The sequence below is a fragment of the Brucella sp. H1_1004 genome (genome assembly GCF_047308065.1).
Taxonomy (GTDB): Bacteria; Pseudomonadota; Alphaproteobacteria; order Rhizobiales; family Rhizobiaceae; genus Brucella; species Brucella pseudogrignonensis_B.
This window is the reverse complement of the sequence record NZ_JAYKZA010000002.1, coordinates 402740-419033: the sequence shown is the minus strand read 5'-3', so window position 1 is coordinate 419033 and position 16294 is coordinate 402740. Positions and strand designations below refer to the sequence as shown.

The following is a 16294-nucleotide window of genomic DNA, read 5'->3' as shown; positions in this document are numbered from 1 at the left end:
TTCTTAACTGACACTTGCTCTTCATGCTGCAAAACGGTATGAGTGAGTCCTCTTCCCACCATGACAGCAGGCCTTCGATGCCGGTCACGATCCAAGTGACCCACCTTTCCGAACAACTGCATTTTCCTATTTTATTTCAAAAGAGTTCCTCACCCATGCAGGAAATGAAACTACAAGAACTTAAAAACAAAACTCCGGTCGAGCTGCTGGCCTTTGCCGATACGCTTGAGGTCGAAAATGCGAGCGCAATGCGCAAGCAGGAACTGATGTTCGCGATCCTCAAGAGCCTCGCTGCTCAGGACGTCGAAATTATCGGCGAAGGCGTTGTTGAAGTGCTGCAGGACGGATTTGGCTTCCTGCGCTCCGCCGACGCCAATTATCTGCCCGGCCCGGATGATATTTATATTTCTCCTTCCCAGCTGCGTCGCTTTTCACTGAAGACCGGTGACACGGTTGAAGGTCCGATTCGTGGTCCGAAAGAGGGCGAACGTTATTTCGCACTGCTCAAGGTCAACACGATCAATTTTGATGACCCTGAAAAAATCAAACACAAAGTCCATTTTGACAATCTGACACCGCTCTATCCAAATGAGCGCTTCAAGATGGAACTCGAAGTTCCGACCAATAAGGATCTGTCCTCGCGCGTTATTGATCTGGTTGCGCCGCTTGGTAAAGGCCAGCGCGGTCTGATTGTCGCTCCGCCGCGTACCGGTAAGACGGTTCTGTTGCAGAACATCGCGCATTCGATCACGGCTAACCATCCTGAATGCTATCTGATCGTTCTCCTGATCGACGAGCGGCCGGAAGAAGTAACCGACATGCAGCGCTCGGTGAAGGGTGAAGTTGTTTCTTCTACCTTCGATGAGCCAGCAACACGCCACGTTCAGGTTGCGGAAATGGTCATCGAAAAGGCGAAGCGTCTTGTCGAACATGGCCGTGACGTTGTGATCCTTCTCGATTCCATTACCCGCCTTGGCCGCGCTTACAACACAGTTGTTCCGTCGTCCGGTAAGGTGCTGACCGGTGGTGTGGATGCAAATGCCTTGCAGCGTCCAAAGCGCTTCTTTGGTGCAGCCCGTAACATCGAAGAAGGTGGCTCGCTCACCATTATCGCAACCGCGCTGATCGATACGGGTTCGCGTATGGACGAAGTGATCTTTGAAGAATTCAAGGGCACGGGTAACTCGGAAATCGTTCTCGACCGCAAGGTTGCTGACAAGCGTATCTTCCCGGCTATGGATATTCTTAAATCCGGCACACGTAAGGAAGATCTGCTTGTTCCACGCGCTGATCTTCAGAAGATTTTTGTTCTGCGCCGTATTCTCGCGCCAATGGGCACGACAGATGCGATTGAGTTCCTGATCGACAAGCTCAAGCAGACCAAGAGCAATGGTGATTTCTTCGATTCAATGAACACTTAAGTTCTGCTCGATTATCATTTTAAAACGCCGCGTTGAGAAATCAGCGCGGCGTTTTTTATACTCCATAAAAGCTCAGGAATGGCCTCTGAGCAGTATTTCGAGTGCTGAGGCAGTCTCGACGGGCGCCAGGCAAACCTGTCCCTTACAGAGCCATGCTGACGGTTTATCCGCATGTGCTGTGCCGCCTGTTGGAAGCTCAATCAATGTCCCCGCTTCAAAGGCAACAAACTTATCCAACCGTCGCGGATCAGGATTGCGCGTGGCCACTGCCACAAGTTCGCCATCTCCCCCTGTGTCAGTTATTACCAGAGAGAGCGGTTCAGCGGCGAAACGGCCTGCATTCAGAATGCCGATTTGCCCATATTGCTGAACGCGTGCACGCCCCATTGCCTGCTCAACCAGCCGTTCATTTTGGCGATAAAGATTCATATCTCCGGTGGCCAAAAATAGCCGCGTGAATGCTTCGATAATCTGACTGGTGGCAGATGGAATGGCCTCGTCATAATCTCCATAGCTGTGAAGAATAACGTCTTCTGCCTCTATCGCTGAAAGCCGGTAATTACCCGATGCATCGCGATTGTTTTGATTGAGTGCATCTTTCAGTGCAAGTGCATCGTGAATGAATGTTTTGTCGCTTGTCGCTTCATAAAGCGAAAGCGCTGCATTGATCATGGCCGCATAATCGGATGACAGGGCAGGGTAGACCAATTCAGCATCCATTCGGCAATGCGCCATGCGTCCGGCCTCAAACGACGACCGAATCGAACGATAGGCCGCAATGGCATAATCGATCCATTCCGGCTTTCTGAAACTGCGGCCCGCTTCTGCCAGCGCCCGGATTGCCAGTGCATTCCAATCGGTGAGAGCTTTTTCATCGCGGCCCGGACGAATGCGCGTGCTGCGATAATTGAACAGTTTTTCTTTCGATGTTTCAATGTCAGCAGGAAGCTCTGCCTTCTCATTCACCGCGTGAAGCCTGTTGAGAATAGTGCTGTCTTCAAAATTGCCTTGAGCTTTCACATCATACCATTTCTTGAAAGCAGCGGCCTGATCACCCAATACGGCATTAATCTCGGCCTCGGTGAAGATATAGAACTTCCCTTCTTCACCCTCGCTGTCGGCATCGAGACTGGACGCAAAACTTCCGTCAGGAAGCCGCATTTCGCGGATCAACCAGTTAACGGTTTCTTCGATTCGGATACGGAACAATTCATCTTGCGTTTCGGCATAGGCATAAGTCGCGTGTCTGATCAGCTGCGCATTGTCGTAGAGCATCTTTTCAAAATGCGGCACCAGCCAATCGGCATCAACACTGTAACGACAAAGCCCGCCGCCGAGATGATCGTAAATGCCGCCTTGCAGCATTGTTCTCAGTGATAGCAGAAACGTATCGCGATGATGGCTTTGGCCGCTATAGAGCCACGACAGCCACAAGGAATCCATGAAGGGAGCATTTGGGAATTTTGGTGCCCTATCGATGCCGCCACGAACAGGATCAAACATCGCATTGATCCGGTCTGCTACCGTATCGAAATGCGAAATATCATTCGGGCTCGCCTCGCTTTGTGCGGCAAGACGTGTCTCCAGATGATTAAACACAGCCTCCGCATTATGGTTAATTTTTTCTTTATTTCCTTGCCAAAGATTATTGACCGCTTTTAGCACGTCGATAAATCCCGGTAGATTGTGCCGAGCTTTTGGTGGAAAATAAGTTCCGCCCCAGAATGGCTTACCATCGGGAAGCAGAAACATCGTCAGCGGCCAGCCGCCTTGCTGTCCCATAGCACCAAGGGCTGCCATATAAATCTGATCGATGTCTGGCCGTTCCTCCCGATCAACCTTCACATTGACGAAAAGTTCATTCATGACGTCTGCAACGGCAGGATCTTCAAAAGACTCATGCGCCATGACATGACACCAGTGGCAGGCGGCATAGCCTATCGACAGAAGAATAGGCCGGTTGAGTTCCTGCGCTGCATCCAGCGCTTCTTTGCTCCAAACCTGCCAGTGAACCGGATTATCGGCGTGCTGACGCAGATAGGCGCTTGGAGCGGTTCTGAGCCTGTTGCTGCTGATATCGGTCATAAGGCTTTTCTTTCCGGGCATGAATGAATATGCGTGTGAGTATCAATATAGAACGGGAAATCAAATGAGCGAGCGCCAACACCTTATCGATACGATTTTCGCATTGTCGAGCGGACGCCTTCCTTCCGGCGTTGCTGTGGTGCGGATCTCCGGACCGCAAGTTCGATTCGTAATCGAAACGATCCTTGGCGCTATCATCGAGCCAAGATTTGCCGCCTATAAAACCATTCGCTCTCGCAATGGTGACGCAATAGATAAGGGACTTGCGCTGTTTTTTCCGGGACCCAACAGCTTTACTGGGGAGGATTGTGCGGAATTTCATCTTCATGGTGGGATTGCAGTCGTAGAAAAACTGCTCGAAGAACTCGGCACTTTTCCAGGTTGCCGTATCGCGGAAGCGGGTGAGTTCACCCGTCGTGCTTTTACCAATGGCAAGATGGATTTGACGATTGCTGAAGGCCTTGCCGATCTCATAGCCGCAGAAACCGAAGGGCAGCGTCGTCTTGCACTACAAGTCGCATCGGGTGCGCAGCGCCAGCTCTATACCGATTGGAGACAGAGGCTTGTTCGGTCGCGTGCGCTCATTGAGGCAGAACTTGACTTTGCTGATGAGAGTGATGTGCCGGGTTCCGTTTCGGGGCAGGTATGGGAGCAACTCAAAACCCTGCGTAGCGAAATCATCCGCCATATTGAAGGTGGCAAGCGGGCAGCAATACTGCGCGATGGTTTGCATATTGTAATCGCTGGCGCTCCAAATGCCGGAAAATCCAGTCTGCTTAATTTTCTGGCGGGCCGCGAGATTGCAATTATTTCAGAAGAGGCGGGCACCACGCGTGATCTTCTGGAAGTCAAATTGAACCTCGGTGGCATTCCGGTTTATGTGACAGACACTGCCGGATTGCGCGAGACGACAAGCCAGGTTGAGCGGATTGGCATTGAGCGGGCGCGTGAACGCGCAGCTGAAGCTGATCTGGTTTTGCTGCTTGAGGATATGGAAAACCCAGTCCCAGTGTCGCTTGAAAACGGCGAAGCTGACATCTGGACTGTTGGGACCAAGGCAGACCTTGTTACAAGTGATAGCCAAAACTGGCAGTATCGGATTTCAACCAGAACCACGGACGGCCTTGATCGTCTGCTCGATGCATTGCAGCAATTTGCTGAAGCACGCATCGGCCAGATCAATGATGCGGTACCGACGCGTCAGCGGCATATCAATCTTTTGCAATCGACGATCTCAGAAATTGATATAGCAGCTGAGCGCGAAGATTTACCCCTGGAGCTACGCGCGGAGAATATGCGCAGGGCGTCGCAATATCTTGGACGGATTACAGGCGATGTTGATGTTGAAGAGATTCTGGACGTTATTTTCTCTCAGTTCTGTATCGGTAAGTGAGTGATTCACGTGAAACAGTGGCGATTATGAAGACTGCCGCGAGAAATGTTTCACGTGAAACATCTGTGGAATCTGTCCAGACTTATTGACTCCCATATCAATCCGTGAGTCGATTTCTGTATCAAGTTTATCAAAGAGTTGATCGAAGCCGGTCTGGTTACCCCTTCCGTTAAAGTGGCAAACGTGTCAAAGAGACCTCTTTCTAAACTGGATTCGGATGCATCAGGATGAACATCAAAAGTTCGGCCGAAGCGACAGCTTTCGACGTGATTGTAATCGGTGGGGGACATGCCGGCTGTGAGGCTGCGGCAGCTTCGGCACGCGCTGGTGCTCGCACTGCGCTGGTTACGCACCGTTTTGATACAATTGGCGTCATGTCTTGTAATCCTGCGATTGGTGGTTTGGGCAAGGGCCATCTCGTAAGGGAGATTGATGCGCTGGACGGTTTGATGGGTCGCGTCGCTGATAAGGCTGGCATCCAGTTCAGATTGCTCAATCGTCGGAAAGGCCCAGCCGTTCGCGGCCCACGCACACAGGCCGACCGTAAACTCTATCGTCTGGCAATGCAGGAGCTGATTTCCGAGCAGGAAAATCTAACCGTTGTTGAAGGCGGTGCATCGGATATTCGTGTGGACGATGGTCGTATTACTGGTGCTGTCCTGACCGATGGTCGCCAACTCAGCTGTGCATCTGTCGTTCTAACGACGGGTACATTTCTGAATGGTCTCATTCATATCGGCGAGAAGAAAATCCCGGCCGGACGCATGGGTGAAAATCCGGCTTTAGGTCTGTCGGACACGTTACGCGGTCTTGGCTTTGCCGTTGGGCGTCTCAAGACCGGTACGCCGCCACGTCTTGATGGTCGAACCATTGACTGGCAGAGCCTGGATATGCAGTCCGCAGACGAAGATCCGGTTCCTTTCTCGCTGATGACCGATAAGATCACGACCCCACAGATCGATTGCGGCATTACGCGGACAACGCGAGAAACCCATGCGATCATCCGGGCTAATCTCCATCGCTCTGCGATGTATTCTGGTTCCATTGAGGGGATCGGCCCGCGCTATTGTCCGTCGGTTGAAGACAAGATCGTCAAGTTTGGCGATCGCGATGGGCATCAGATATTTCTAGAACCCGAAGGGCTGGACGATCATACGGTTTACCCAAACGGCATTTCCACGTCTTTGCCGGAAGAAGTGCAGCTTGAATATCTCAAGACCATTCCAGGTCTGGAAAAAGCGATTATGCTTCAGCCGGGCTATGCGATTGAATATGACTTTATTGATCCGCGAGAGCTGAAGCGCAGTCTGGAGACTCGCCGTGTGACGGGCCTATTCCTTGCAGGTCAGATCAATGGCACCACCGGTTATGAAGAAGCTGGCGCACAGGGCTTGCTCGCCGGATTGAATGCTGCGAAGCGGGCAAGCGGCAGTGAGCCGGTTATTATTCAGCGCACGGAAGCCTATATCGGTGTTATGGTCGATGATTTGACGTCACGCGGCGTCAGCGAGCCTTATCGTATGTTTACGTCCCGCGCTGAGTTCCGTTTGTCACTGCGCGCGGATAATGCGGATCAGCGTTTGACACCGCTGGCCGAACAGCTTGGCATTCTTGGCTCTCAGCGCCGTGATAAATTTGCGGCTCGTCAGGATGCATTGTCATCGGCGCGTGATTTGACAAAAGAACTGACAATTACTCCTAATCGGGCAAGCCGTTTTGACATCCATCTCAATCAGGATGGCGTTCGTCGCTCTGCTTATGATCTTCTGTCCTATCCAGATATCGATCTGCGGAAGTTGCAGGTGATCTGGCCAGAGCTGAACGGCATTGATCCGATTGCGCGCGAGGCACTTGAGATTGAAGCGCAGTACTCGGTTTATATGGACCGACAGAAAAGCGACATTGCTGTTATGGAGCGTGAAGAGCGTTTGTTCATTCCCGCAACGCTGGACTTCGATGTGATTTCTGGTCTTTCTAATGAGCTTAAGTTCAAGCTCAAGCAGCGTAAACCAGAGACCATTGCCGAGGCGCAGCGGGTAGAGGGCATTACGCCTGCAGCGCTCGCTTTGCTGATTACGCATATCAAGAAGCATGGCGCACGTGAGCGTGCTGCTCTCGAACTGAACGCCGAGAAAGGCGTAGCATGACTGTGGATAGCCGATATTCGAGCTTGAAAAAGATTGTTCCCGTTGTTTCACGTGAAACAACGGAACGCCTAATGGCTTTCGAACAACTGTTTCGCAAATGGTCCGCAGCCATCAATCTGGCATCTCCATCTACACTTGCCGATCTTTGGAACCGGCATATCCTCGATAGCGCGCAGATATTTCCGCTGGCACCTGAGGCAAAGCGCTGGCTCGATCTCGGGTCGGGAGGTGGATTTCCGGGTATCGTGACCGCTTGTTTTCTCAAAGAGATTCCTGGTGCTTCGATTGACTTGGTCGAGAGTGCGGGAAAAAAAGCCGCTTTCTTGCGCACAGCTGCCGGACATGTTGGCGTGCCTGCGCGTGTTCATTCTGAGCGTATTGAGGCGATGTGGGATAAAATTGAGACGCCAGAGGTGGTGACTGCCCGTGCGCTTGCATCGCTTAACCTGCTTTTTGAGCTTTCCGAACCTTGGTTGACGAACGGTTCCAAGGCACTTTTTCAAAAAGGTCGGGATTACCAGAGGGAAATTGATGAAAGCCGTGTCGGCTGGAGTTTTGATCTGGTACAACATGAAAGTGCTATCGATACCAGTTCGGTGATACTTGAGATTAGCAATCTGCGACGCATCTCCAGTTAAACCAGCATCGATATGACAGAAAGCAGCAGGGCGACGGTAATGAGCAAAAGATCCCGGATCATAACCATTGCAAATCAGAAGGGCGGCGTTGGCAAAACCACGACTGCTATTAACCTCGCGACAGCGCTGGCCGCCATTGGCGAGACGGTGCTGATTGTTGACCTTGACCCGCAGGGCAATGCCAGCACGGGGCTTGGTATAGATCGGCTGAACCGTCCTTTGTCATCCTATGATGTGCTGACACAGGCTGCGTCCGCAAATGAAGCTGCTATGCAGAGCGATGTTCCGAACCTTTATATTGTGCCGTCGACGCTCGACCTTCTCGGTCTTGAAATGGAGATTGCGCAGGCCCCGGATCGCACCCGTCGTTTGCGCGATGCATTGCGTTTTGATTCGACTGTTGCGGAAAAGTTTTCTTATATCCTCGTCGATTGCCCACCGTCGCTGAATCTCTTGACGCTGAATGCTATGGCCGCAGCCGATTCCGTGATGGTGCCTTTGCAATGCGAGTTTTTTGCGCTTGAAGGTCTAAGCCAACTCCTGCAAACAGTCGATCAGGTGCGTTCGAGCATCAATTCCGAGCTGACAATTCAGGGAATTGTCCTGACAATGTTCGATAGCCGTAACAATCTTGCATCGCAGGTCGTTGACGATGTGCGCGCATTTATGGGCGAAAAGGTTTATCGCACAGTCATTCCGCGCAATGTGCGAGTGTCGGAAGCACCATCGCATGGTAAGCCTGCTATTCTCTATGATTTGAAATGCGCAGGCAGTCAGGCCTATCTGCAGTTGGCATCCGAAGTAATTCAGCGTGAGCGGCAGCTTAAAGCCGCATAATGAGCTAGCACCGCGCATGCGGGGCTTATACCGATTCGACACCGTAACAATTTCAGGAACTGACGACGATGAACGATGATCCTTCAAAAAAGCGCCTTGGCCGCGGCTTGGCTGCCCTGATTGGTGAAATCGATCGCCCGGCGGAAGAGCGCAAAGTGCCTATTTCCAGTGAACGTAATGTTCCTATCGAGTTCGTAACGCGTAATCCACGCAATCCGCGGCGTATGTTCTCGGAAGTCGAACTGGAAGATTTGGCACAGTCGATCAAGGAACATGGTGTCGTTCAGCCGATTGTGGTTCGCCCGGCACCAGGTGAACCGGAACGGTTCGAGCTGATTGCGGGTGAACGGCGCTGGCGTGCGTCGCAGCGCGCAGGTGTCGATACGATTCCTGTCATCATCCGCGATGTGGATGATCGTGTGGCGCTTGAAATTGCTATCGTTGAAAACGTTCAGCGCGCAGACCTTAACGCAGTTGAAGAAGCGTTGGGATATCAACAGCTTATCGATAATCATGACTATACGCAAAATGATCTCGCACAGGTCATCGGTAAAAGCCGAAGCCATGTTGCCAATACGTTGCGTCTCCTGAAATTGCCACAGCGCGTGCAGGACTTTATCTCGGATGGCGCTCTTTCAGCTGGTCATGCACGTAGCCTGATCACCATGGAAGATCCAACCGCGTTGGCGGAACGTGTGGTCAAGGAAGGCTTGTCCGTGCGTCAGGTTGAAGCCCTGTCGCAGGCACGCAATGGTGCAGAGCCGAAGGCTAACAAGAGTGCGCCGGTCGAGAAAGACGCTGATACTAAGGCACTTGAAAAGCTGCTTTCTGATGTCACTGGCATGAAGGTGGAGATCAATCATCGCGAGCGCGGTGGCGAAGTGAAGGTGCGCTACAGCTCGCTTGAGCAGCTTGATGAGATTTGCCGTCGCTTGCAGAGCTGATAGCCTCTCATCAGGGTTACATTTGAAGTCGTGGAACAGTGATTTGTTTCACGGCTTTTTCTTATCGTCCGCGTGCCTTAATCAGCGAAAAGACGAGGATGATCATGATGATAGCACCCATGATCATACCTGCTGAACCTCCCCAGAAAGCTCCGTAGTCGCCACCAATGAGCCAGCCGATAAATGCGCCGATCATGATCAGGAAAATGGGAGGAATGCAGCCAATCATGCAATTATTCCAATGATTTGTATGAGATGGCTGCCTGAGGTGAGATGGGTAATAAGGCGCCAGATAAGGGAATTGTCGATTATTACGTTGGCTCTAATATTGATGAACAGGCGTTTAAACTCAAGATCGGGATGATGATCTCGCAGCCGATTGATCGGGTTCTCAAACTTTGCAGCCTGCCTGCTTTTAACGGCTTTCCCTCAAAGCGCTAAAATCTTATAAGAATAAAAGATAGAGCGTCCAGATCAAAGGGGCGGGAGAGAGCGCAATTCATGGAACTGCTGACGCAAATCATTATTCACACGCCAGTCTATGTTTGGGGATTGCTGGTCTATCTGATCATAATGGGCATCAAGGGGCGTGAAACACAAACGGTTTCGCTCTGGAAAATGCTTTTTGTGCCTGTGATTTTCATCGGCGTAGGCTTCTTGCACTTTGATGATACGTCGGACCAGTTTAGTTCGTTTCTAATCGCCTGGTGTGTAGGATTGGCACTGTTTGCGCCGCTGGGTTTTTTGACTGGGCCGCGCATTCTGGCAGTTGATCGTGAAACCAAGCGCATAGAACGAGCAGGCACAACGCTGCCGCTGATACGCAATCTACTTTTCTTCTGTGCGCAATATGTCTTGGCAGTTCTCAATGTGATCCACCCGGAAGAGCATACTACGTTGATGTATGTCACTGCCGTGGTTTCAGGCGCTTCAGCCGGCTATTTCGGCGGTTGGCTTGTTTCGCTTTGGCGGAAATATTCAGCTTCACCCAGTTTTCCGCATCGTCCTAGTTAAACCCGACAGCCACGCAACAATCGAACCTTGCGTGGCTGCTTTTAACCATAGAAACTCAGCGCCAGCCGAGCGCTGGTGCTACATGCTTGAGGATCGCTTCGATCACGTGCGCATTGTATTCGACGCCGAGCTGGTTTGGGACGGTCAGCAATAGCGTATCGGCTTCAGCAATCGCTTCATCCTGAGCGAGTTCTTTGATCAGCGCATCCGGTTCAGCCGCGTAGGAGCGACCAAAAATAGCGCGCGTATTCTCATCGATATAGCCGATGGAATCCTGCTCCTTGCTGCCGCCACCAAAATAAGCGCGGTCGCGATCATCAACGAGCGCAAAAATGCTGCGGCTAACTGAAACGCGTGGCGTTCTCGTATGTCCAGCCTCTTTCCAGGCTTCACGATAAGCACGAATTTGCGCGGCCTGCTGGACATGAAATGGCTCGCCCGTTTCATCATCTTTGAGCGTGGAGCTTTGCAAATTCATACCAAGCTTTGCGGCCCAGCGTGCCGTCGCATTGGAGCCTGCACCCCACCAGATACGGTCGCGCAGACCTTCCGAATGCGGTTCGAGACGCAACAGACCGGGAGGGTTTGGGAACATCGGGCGCGGATTTGGCTGGCCAAATCCTTGTCCTTTGAGTGCCTCAAAGAAAACCTCGCCATGTTTGCGGCCCATATCGGCATCGCTTGCGCCTTCCTCCGGTGCATAACCGAAATAGCGCCAACCATCGATCACCTGTTCGGGTGAGCCACGGCTCAGACCAAGCTGAAGGCGGCCTTGCGAGATAAGATCAGCAGCACCCGCATCTTCCACCATGTAAAGCGGGTTTTCATAGCGCATGTCGATGACGGCAGTGCCGATCTCGATCTTGCTGGTTTTCGCACCCACGGCTGCAAGCAGCGGGAAGGGCGACGCAAGCTGGCGGGCAAAATGATGCACGCGGAAATAAGCGCCGTCTGCGCCAAGTTCTTCGGCTGCAACGGCCAGATCAATTGACTGCAACAAAGCGTCACCTGCCGAGCGGGTGCCCGATTGTGGCGAAGGCGACCAATGACCGAATGAAAGAAAACCTATCTTTTTCATATTCATTTTCCTCAAGTCCCCGCCCTATGAGCGTGACGGTACTTTTCAAGTGTTCTCGCAGAATATGGCTTTGCGCGATAGTCTTTGAAAGTGGGTTGAACACAGTGTTCATGAAACAGAATGTAGTGGCGTATTAAAACAGCGAATGCGGACACGTTGACAGTCTATACGGACCCGATTAAGCCTTGTTATCAGGCGGATAAACCTTCAATTCCGGCAGATAGCCGTTGTTGAACATTCGGGTGTAAGCCAAAAATGCCTTCACAGGCGACGCACCAAAACAGGGGAGATTTTCATGCGTTCTATGCTTCTGGCCTTGCTGGCCGCAACAGCGCTTGCCACATCGGCTCAGGCCAAAGATGTGACCGTTGCTGTCACCGCTATCGTGGAACATCCGGCACTTGATGCTGCGCGTGATGGCGTTAAGGATGCGCTGGCTGCGGCTGGCTTCAAAGAAGGTGAAAATCTTACCTTCATCTATCAGTCAGCACAGGGCAATCCGGCAACCGCCGCACAGATCGCGCGTCAGTTTGTTGGCGATGGCCCGGACGTAATCGTTCCAATTTCGACACCATCAGCGCAGGCCGTTGTTTCCGCAACGCGGGATATTCCGATTGTCTTCACTGCGGTTTCCGATCCGGTTGGCGCGCAGCTCGTCAAGGACATGGCAAAGCCGGGCGGCAACGTCACTGGCCTTTCCGACATGTCGCCGGTTGTTGAGCATATCAAGCTCATCAAGGAAGTGATGCCGAATATCAAGAAGCTCGGTTATCTCTACAATTCCGGTGAAACCAATTCTGTTTCGCTGCTGGAAGCACTGAAGGCTGCGGCTGCGGCTGAAGACATCGAAATCGTTGAATCGGCCGCCACCAAGTCGGCAGAAGTTCAGGGCGCAGCGCGTGCGCTCGTTGGTCGTGCGGATGCGATGTATGTTCCAACCGACAACACCATTGTTTCGGCTCTTGAAAGCGCCGTCGGTGTTGCCGAAGAAAGCAAGTTGCCGCTCTTCACCGCTGATACGGACTCTGTGAAGCGCGGTGCGCTGGCTGCTCTTGGCTTCAACTATTACGATGTCGGCAAGCAGACTGGTGAAAAGGTCGTGGCCATTCTTAACGGCGAAAAGCCGGGCGATATTCCGGTTGAAATCGCCAAGGGTACCGATCTCGTCATCAATCTTGGTGCAGCCAAGAAGATGGGCGTTGAGCTCCCGCAGGCTGTGATCGACCGCGCCACCAGCAAGATCGACTGATTGCGATCCATATTGTAGATACAAAGGGCGGGAATTTATCCCGCCCTTTTGTTTAAAACCTGTCGAGTTTTTGAAATGCCCGCAATTCGCATTCTTCCAGCCGATGACAACACCAATGGCTGGAGCAAAATCCTCAGCGCTCGCACCCCGAATGTATCGCTAAAAGGCGACATCAAGGCTGATTGGATCGTGCTTGGTGCGGGTTATGCGGGTGTGGCTGCGGCGCGACGGCTGGCCGAAAATCGCCCCAATGATCAAATCGCGCTGATCGATGCGCAAGAGGTCGGCAAAGGCACATCAGGCCGTGCAGCGGGCTTTGCGATTGATCTGCCACATAATGTCAGCTCATCGATGGAAGAACTGGCAAAGTCCCACAGCTACCGCGCATTGGCGCGTGCTGCCATTGATCATCTCAAACAGCAAATCGATCAGCATGGAATCGACTGCGACTGGCGACAGGACGGCAAGTTTCACGCAGCCGTCTCCGATCAGGGGATGCGTGAAGTTTTGGAGCCGACGGTTAAAGAACTCGAACGTCTCAAAGAACCGTTTGACTGGCTGGAAGGCGATGCTCTCACCCAAAGGCTTGGCACAAGTCATTTCAAGGCAGCGATTTTCACGTATGGCACATCGCTGTTAAACCCGGCTGCTCTGGTGCGCGGCCTTGCCGATAGCCTGCCAGACAATGTGACGCTTTATGAAAACTCCGCTGTCACCAAAATCGATTATGGCGAGCGTATCCTGATCACCACTGCCCATGGCAGCGTTCAGGCACCGGCAATGATCCTGACCGTCAATGGGTTTGGGGAACAATTCGGCTTCTTCAGACGAAAACTGCTGAATTTCGCCGCGCATGCGAGCCTCAGCCGCACGCTGACCGATGTTGAATACAAAGCCATCGGCGAAGTTGCACCATGGGGTCTCACGCCTGCCAATTCCTTTGCTGGCATCACCATGCGTCTGACATCGGACCGGCGCATATTGGTTCGGCAGAATGTACACTTTTGCCCGTCGCTTCGTCAGTCAGATACGCGCCGTGAAACAATCAAGCGGGAACACAAATGCCTGTTTGATGCGCGTTTCCCGATGCTGGCTGGTGTCGATATGGAACATACATGGACAGGCTTTATCTGCCTGTCACGCAATGGCGCACCGGGTTTTGGGCAGATTGCAAAGAATGTTTTTACATCGCTGTGCCAGAATGGTGTCGGCATCACCAAGGGAACCATCGGTGGCATTCTCGCAGCCGACATGGCCTGTGACATCGACAATCCGCTGATTGATGACATGTTGAAACTTGGATCCCCGACCGAACTTCCGCCACGGCCTTTCCTTGATATTGGCGTGCGTGCGCGTTTCGCATGGGAGTTGTGGCGCGCGCGCGGAGAAGTGTAAGCTGAAATAAGCGGCCAAAATGTTGTAACAAGCTCACAGAACGCGGCTTTTCAGCGCCTTTCCATCGATAATGCTTGCGTGTTGAAACTTTTGAGTTGTATCGCAAAAGATAACTAGCCAGAACAGTCGCAATCAATGCGATTGCGCATGAAAACCGGGGAATGGTTTCGGAAGATATAAGCCTTCGAAACGAACTCAAACCAAAACCGGTCGTGATTGAAACAGGCCTGCGGGCATGAGTGGCAGAAGTCATCATGCTTGAAGGCCAATGAATAGTGTGTGCCGCAAGGCCATATTCATGTTCAGTCACGGCAAAGAACAAGGAATCTCAATGTGAGTCAGATCGCCTTCTGGGGTGCGGTCGAATTGGGCCTCGTCTTCTCTTTTGTCGCTATCGGCGTCTATCTGGCTTTCCGCGTGCTTGATTTTCCCGATCTGACCGTGGATGGCTCGTTTCCGCTCGGTGCAGCTGTAACCGGCGTTCTGATCCTTGCTGGCTGGAACCCTTGGCTGTCTGCCGGTGTTGCAATGATTGCAGGATCGATTGCCGGTCTTGTGACTGCAACGCTGAATGTGCGCTTCAAGATTCTCAACCTTCTGGCATCCATTCTGACGATGATTGCGCTGTTCTCGGTCAATCTGCGTATTATGGGTCGCCCGAATATCGCGCTGATCAATCAGGATACCATGCTGTCGCCATTCTTCGGTCATGGCATTCCTGAATATTATGTGCGTCCGGCTTTCCTTTTCGTGCTGGTGGCAATCACGGTTTTCCTCGTCTGGCGCTTCCTTGAAAGCGACATGGGCCTTGCCATGCGTGCAACCGGTGCCAACCCGAAAATGGCGCGTGCGCAAGGCGTACGCACTGACCGACAGATCTATCTCGGCATGGCGCTCTCGAACGCGCTGGTGGCGCTTGGTGGCTCGCTTTTTGCCCAGACAAACGGCTTTGCGGACGTAACCTCCGGCGTTGGTACAATCGTGGTTGGTCTTGCTGCCGTAATCATCGGTGAAACATTGCTGCGTTCGCGTCTGATTCTCGTGATCCTGATCGGCTGTGTGCTTGGCTCGATTATCTATCGTATCGCTATTCAGCTTGCGCTTTCCAATGGTAGCATTGTGGGCCTTCAGGCTTCCGATCTTAACATTGCAACGGCACTTCTCGTTACCTTCGCACTGATATTGCCACGCCTTCGCCGTGGAGGAGCATCATCATGATCGAAGTCTCCAATCTAGACGTTATCTTCGGTCGTGGAACACCGCTTGAAAAGCAGGTGCTCAACAAGATCAACCTGACGATGGAACAGGGTTCGTTCGTCACTGTGATTGGTTCCAACGGTGCTGGCAAATCGACTATGCTCGGCGTGCTGGCAGGTGATGTTATCCCGACCGCTGGCAGGGTGGTGATCAGCGGGCAGGACGTGACCCGCAAATCAACCGCAGAGCGTGCAGGTCTTGTGGCCCGCGTATTTCAGGATCCGCTTGCTGGCAGCTGTGGAACACTGACGATTGAGGAAAATCTGGCGCTGGCTGCATCGCGTGGAACACGCCGTGGTCTGACCCATGCGCTCAATTCCAAGCGCCGTGAGTGGTTCCGCGAACGCGTGGCAAGCCTCAATCTTGGCCTCGAAAACCGCATGCAGGATCGTATGGAGCTTCTCTCCGGCGGTCAGCGTCAGGCACTTTCGCTGATTATGGCGACCCTTGCTGGTTCAGAAGTGCTACTGCTTGATGAACATACCGCAGCACTTGATCCGGGCATGGCAGAATTTGTCATGGAACTGACCCGTACGCTGATTACTGAGAACAAGCTCACAGCGCTCATGGTCACGCATTCCATGCGTCAGGCGCTTGATTATGGCGACCGCACGATCATGTTGCATGGCGGCAAGATCCTGCTTGATGTGACTGGCGACAAGCGCAAGACGCTCAGCGTTGAAGACCTGATCGAAATGTTCCGCAAGGTGCGTGGACAGACGCTTGATGATGATGCTTTGCTGATCGAATAGCGTTGCAAACAGCTTTGTTCACAGCCGCCGCTCAGTTTGATCGGCGGCTGTTTTGTTTGAATGAGAATTGCGCTAGTACATCCT

Annotated in this window: 15 protein-coding genes; 12 read left to right on the top strand and 3 right to left on the bottom strand. The window is 52.4% G+C overall.

From position 1 onward, the window contains the following. Positions 1 to 155: 155 nt before the first annotated feature. Positions 156 to 1421: a transcription termination factor Rho gene (gene rho / locus U2P60_RS09255; protein ID WP_250041384.1), complete on the top strand. Its 1266-nt coding sequence runs from the start codon at positions 156 to 158 to the stop codon at positions 1419 to 1421. Positions 1422 to 1493: 72 nt separating this feature from the next. Here rho and U2P60_RS09250 read toward each other — a convergent pair whose 3' ends face one another. Then, a complete protein-coding gene (locus tag U2P60_RS09250) occupies positions 1494 to 3506 on the bottom strand; it encodes a thioredoxin domain-containing protein (protein ID WP_413572326.1) in 2013 nt (670 codons plus the stop codon). A gap of 85 nt (positions 3507 to 3591) precedes the next feature. Between U2P60_RS09250 and mnmE the strand changes: the two genes are divergently transcribed. The 5 genes from mnmE (at position 3592) to U2P60_RS09225 (ending at position 9465) form a co-directional block, all read left to right on the top strand. Beyond that, positions 3592 to 4899, top strand: a complete 1308-nt coding sequence (gene mnmE / locus U2P60_RS09245; RefSeq protein ID WP_413573738.1) for a tRNA uridine-5-carboxymethylaminomethyl(34) synthesis GTPase MnmE — start codon at positions 3592 to 3594, stop codon at positions 4897 to 4899. Between the two features lie 227 nt (positions 4900 to 5126). Then, positions 5127 to 7046 (top strand): tRNA uridine-5-carboxymethylaminomethyl(34) synthesis enzyme MnmG, encoded by a 1920-nt coding sequence (mnmG, locus tag U2P60_RS09240; RefSeq protein ID WP_413572325.1) that lies wholly within the window; start codon positions 5127 to 5129, stop codon positions 7044 to 7046. Beyond that, the gene (gene rsmG, locus U2P60_RS09235) at positions 7043 to 7684 is read left to right on the top strand and encodes a 16S rRNA (guanine(527)-N(7))-methyltransferase RsmG (RefSeq protein WP_413572324.1); all 642 of its coding nucleotides are present in this window, start codon (positions 7043 to 7045) and stop codon (positions 7682 to 7684) included. Before mnmG ends, rsmG begins: the two co-directional genes overlap by 4 nt. A 39-nt stretch (positions 7685 to 7723) precedes the next feature. Next, positions 7724 to 8521 (top strand): ParA family protein, encoded by a 798-nt coding sequence (locus U2P60_RS09230; protein ID WP_413572323.1) that lies wholly within the window; start codon positions 7724 to 7726, stop codon positions 8519 to 8521. A 68-nt stretch (positions 8522 to 8589) separates the two neighbouring features. Further along, on the top strand, positions 8590 to 9465 hold the full coding sequence (locus tag U2P60_RS09225) for a ParB/RepB/Spo0J family partition protein (RefSeq protein ID WP_413572322.1): 876 nt from the start codon (positions 8590 to 8592) through the stop codon (positions 9463 to 9465). A 61-nt stretch (positions 9466 to 9526) separates the two neighbouring features. Here U2P60_RS09225 and U2P60_RS09220 read toward each other — a convergent pair whose 3' ends face one another. Beyond that, positions 9527 to 9694 carry a hypothetical protein gene (locus tag U2P60_RS09220; RefSeq protein WP_313827493.1) on the bottom strand — a complete coding sequence of 56 codons (168 nt, stop codon included), beginning with the start codon at positions 9692 to 9694 and terminating at the stop codon, positions 9527 to 9529. A 44-nt stretch (positions 9695 to 9738) separates the two neighbouring features. Here U2P60_RS09220 and U2P60_RS09215 point away from each other — a divergent pair, with 44 nt between their 5' ends. Together U2P60_RS09215 and U2P60_RS09210 are read left to right on the top strand one after the other, a co-directional pair. Then, the gene (locus tag U2P60_RS09215; protein ID WP_413572320.1) at positions 9739 to 9906 is read left to right on the top strand and encodes a hypothetical protein; all 168 of its coding nucleotides are present in this window, start codon (positions 9739 to 9741) and stop codon (positions 9904 to 9906) included. A 60-nt stretch (positions 9907 to 9966) separates the two neighbouring features. Further along, positions 9967 to 10479, top strand: coding sequence for a hypothetical protein (locus U2P60_RS09210; protein WP_413572319.1), 513 nt, complete (start codon positions 9967 to 9969; stop codon positions 10477 to 10479). 55 nt (positions 10480 to 10534) lie between these two features. Here U2P60_RS09210 and U2P60_RS09205 read toward each other — a convergent pair whose 3' ends face one another. Further along, positions 10535 to 11557, bottom strand: coding sequence for an LLM class flavin-dependent oxidoreductase (locus U2P60_RS09205; RefSeq protein WP_313827490.1), 1023 nt, complete (start codon positions 11555 to 11557; stop codon positions 10535 to 10537). 295 nt (positions 11558 to 11852) lie between these two features. Here U2P60_RS09205 and U2P60_RS09200 point away from each other — a divergent pair, with 295 nt between their 5' ends. The 4 genes from U2P60_RS09200 (at position 11853) to U2P60_RS09185 (ending at position 16210) form a co-directional block, all read left to right on the top strand. Next, on the top strand, positions 11853 to 12806 hold the full coding sequence (locus tag U2P60_RS09200; protein ID WP_313827489.1) for an ABC transporter substrate-binding protein: 954 nt from the start codon (positions 11853 to 11855) through the stop codon (positions 12804 to 12806). A gap of 75 nt (positions 12807 to 12881) precedes the next feature. Next, the gene (locus tag U2P60_RS09195; RefSeq protein ID WP_413572318.1) at positions 12882 to 14201 is read left to right on the top strand and encodes an NAD(P)/FAD-dependent oxidoreductase; all 1320 of its coding nucleotides are present in this window, start codon (positions 12882 to 12884) and stop codon (positions 14199 to 14201) included. A 333-nt stretch (positions 14202 to 14534) separates the two neighbouring features. Then, positions 14535 to 15419: an ABC transporter permease gene (locus U2P60_RS09190; RefSeq protein ID WP_310013062.1), complete on the top strand. Its 885-nt coding sequence runs from the start codon at positions 14535 to 14537 to the stop codon at positions 15417 to 15419. Continuing rightward, positions 15416 to 16210, top strand: a complete 795-nt coding sequence (locus tag U2P60_RS09185; RefSeq protein ID WP_413572317.1) for an ABC transporter ATP-binding protein — start codon at positions 15416 to 15418, stop codon at positions 16208 to 16210. The genes U2P60_RS09190 and U2P60_RS09185 overlap by 4 nt, the downstream gene beginning before the upstream one ends. The last annotated feature ends 84 nt before the right edge of the window (positions 16211 to 16294 follow it).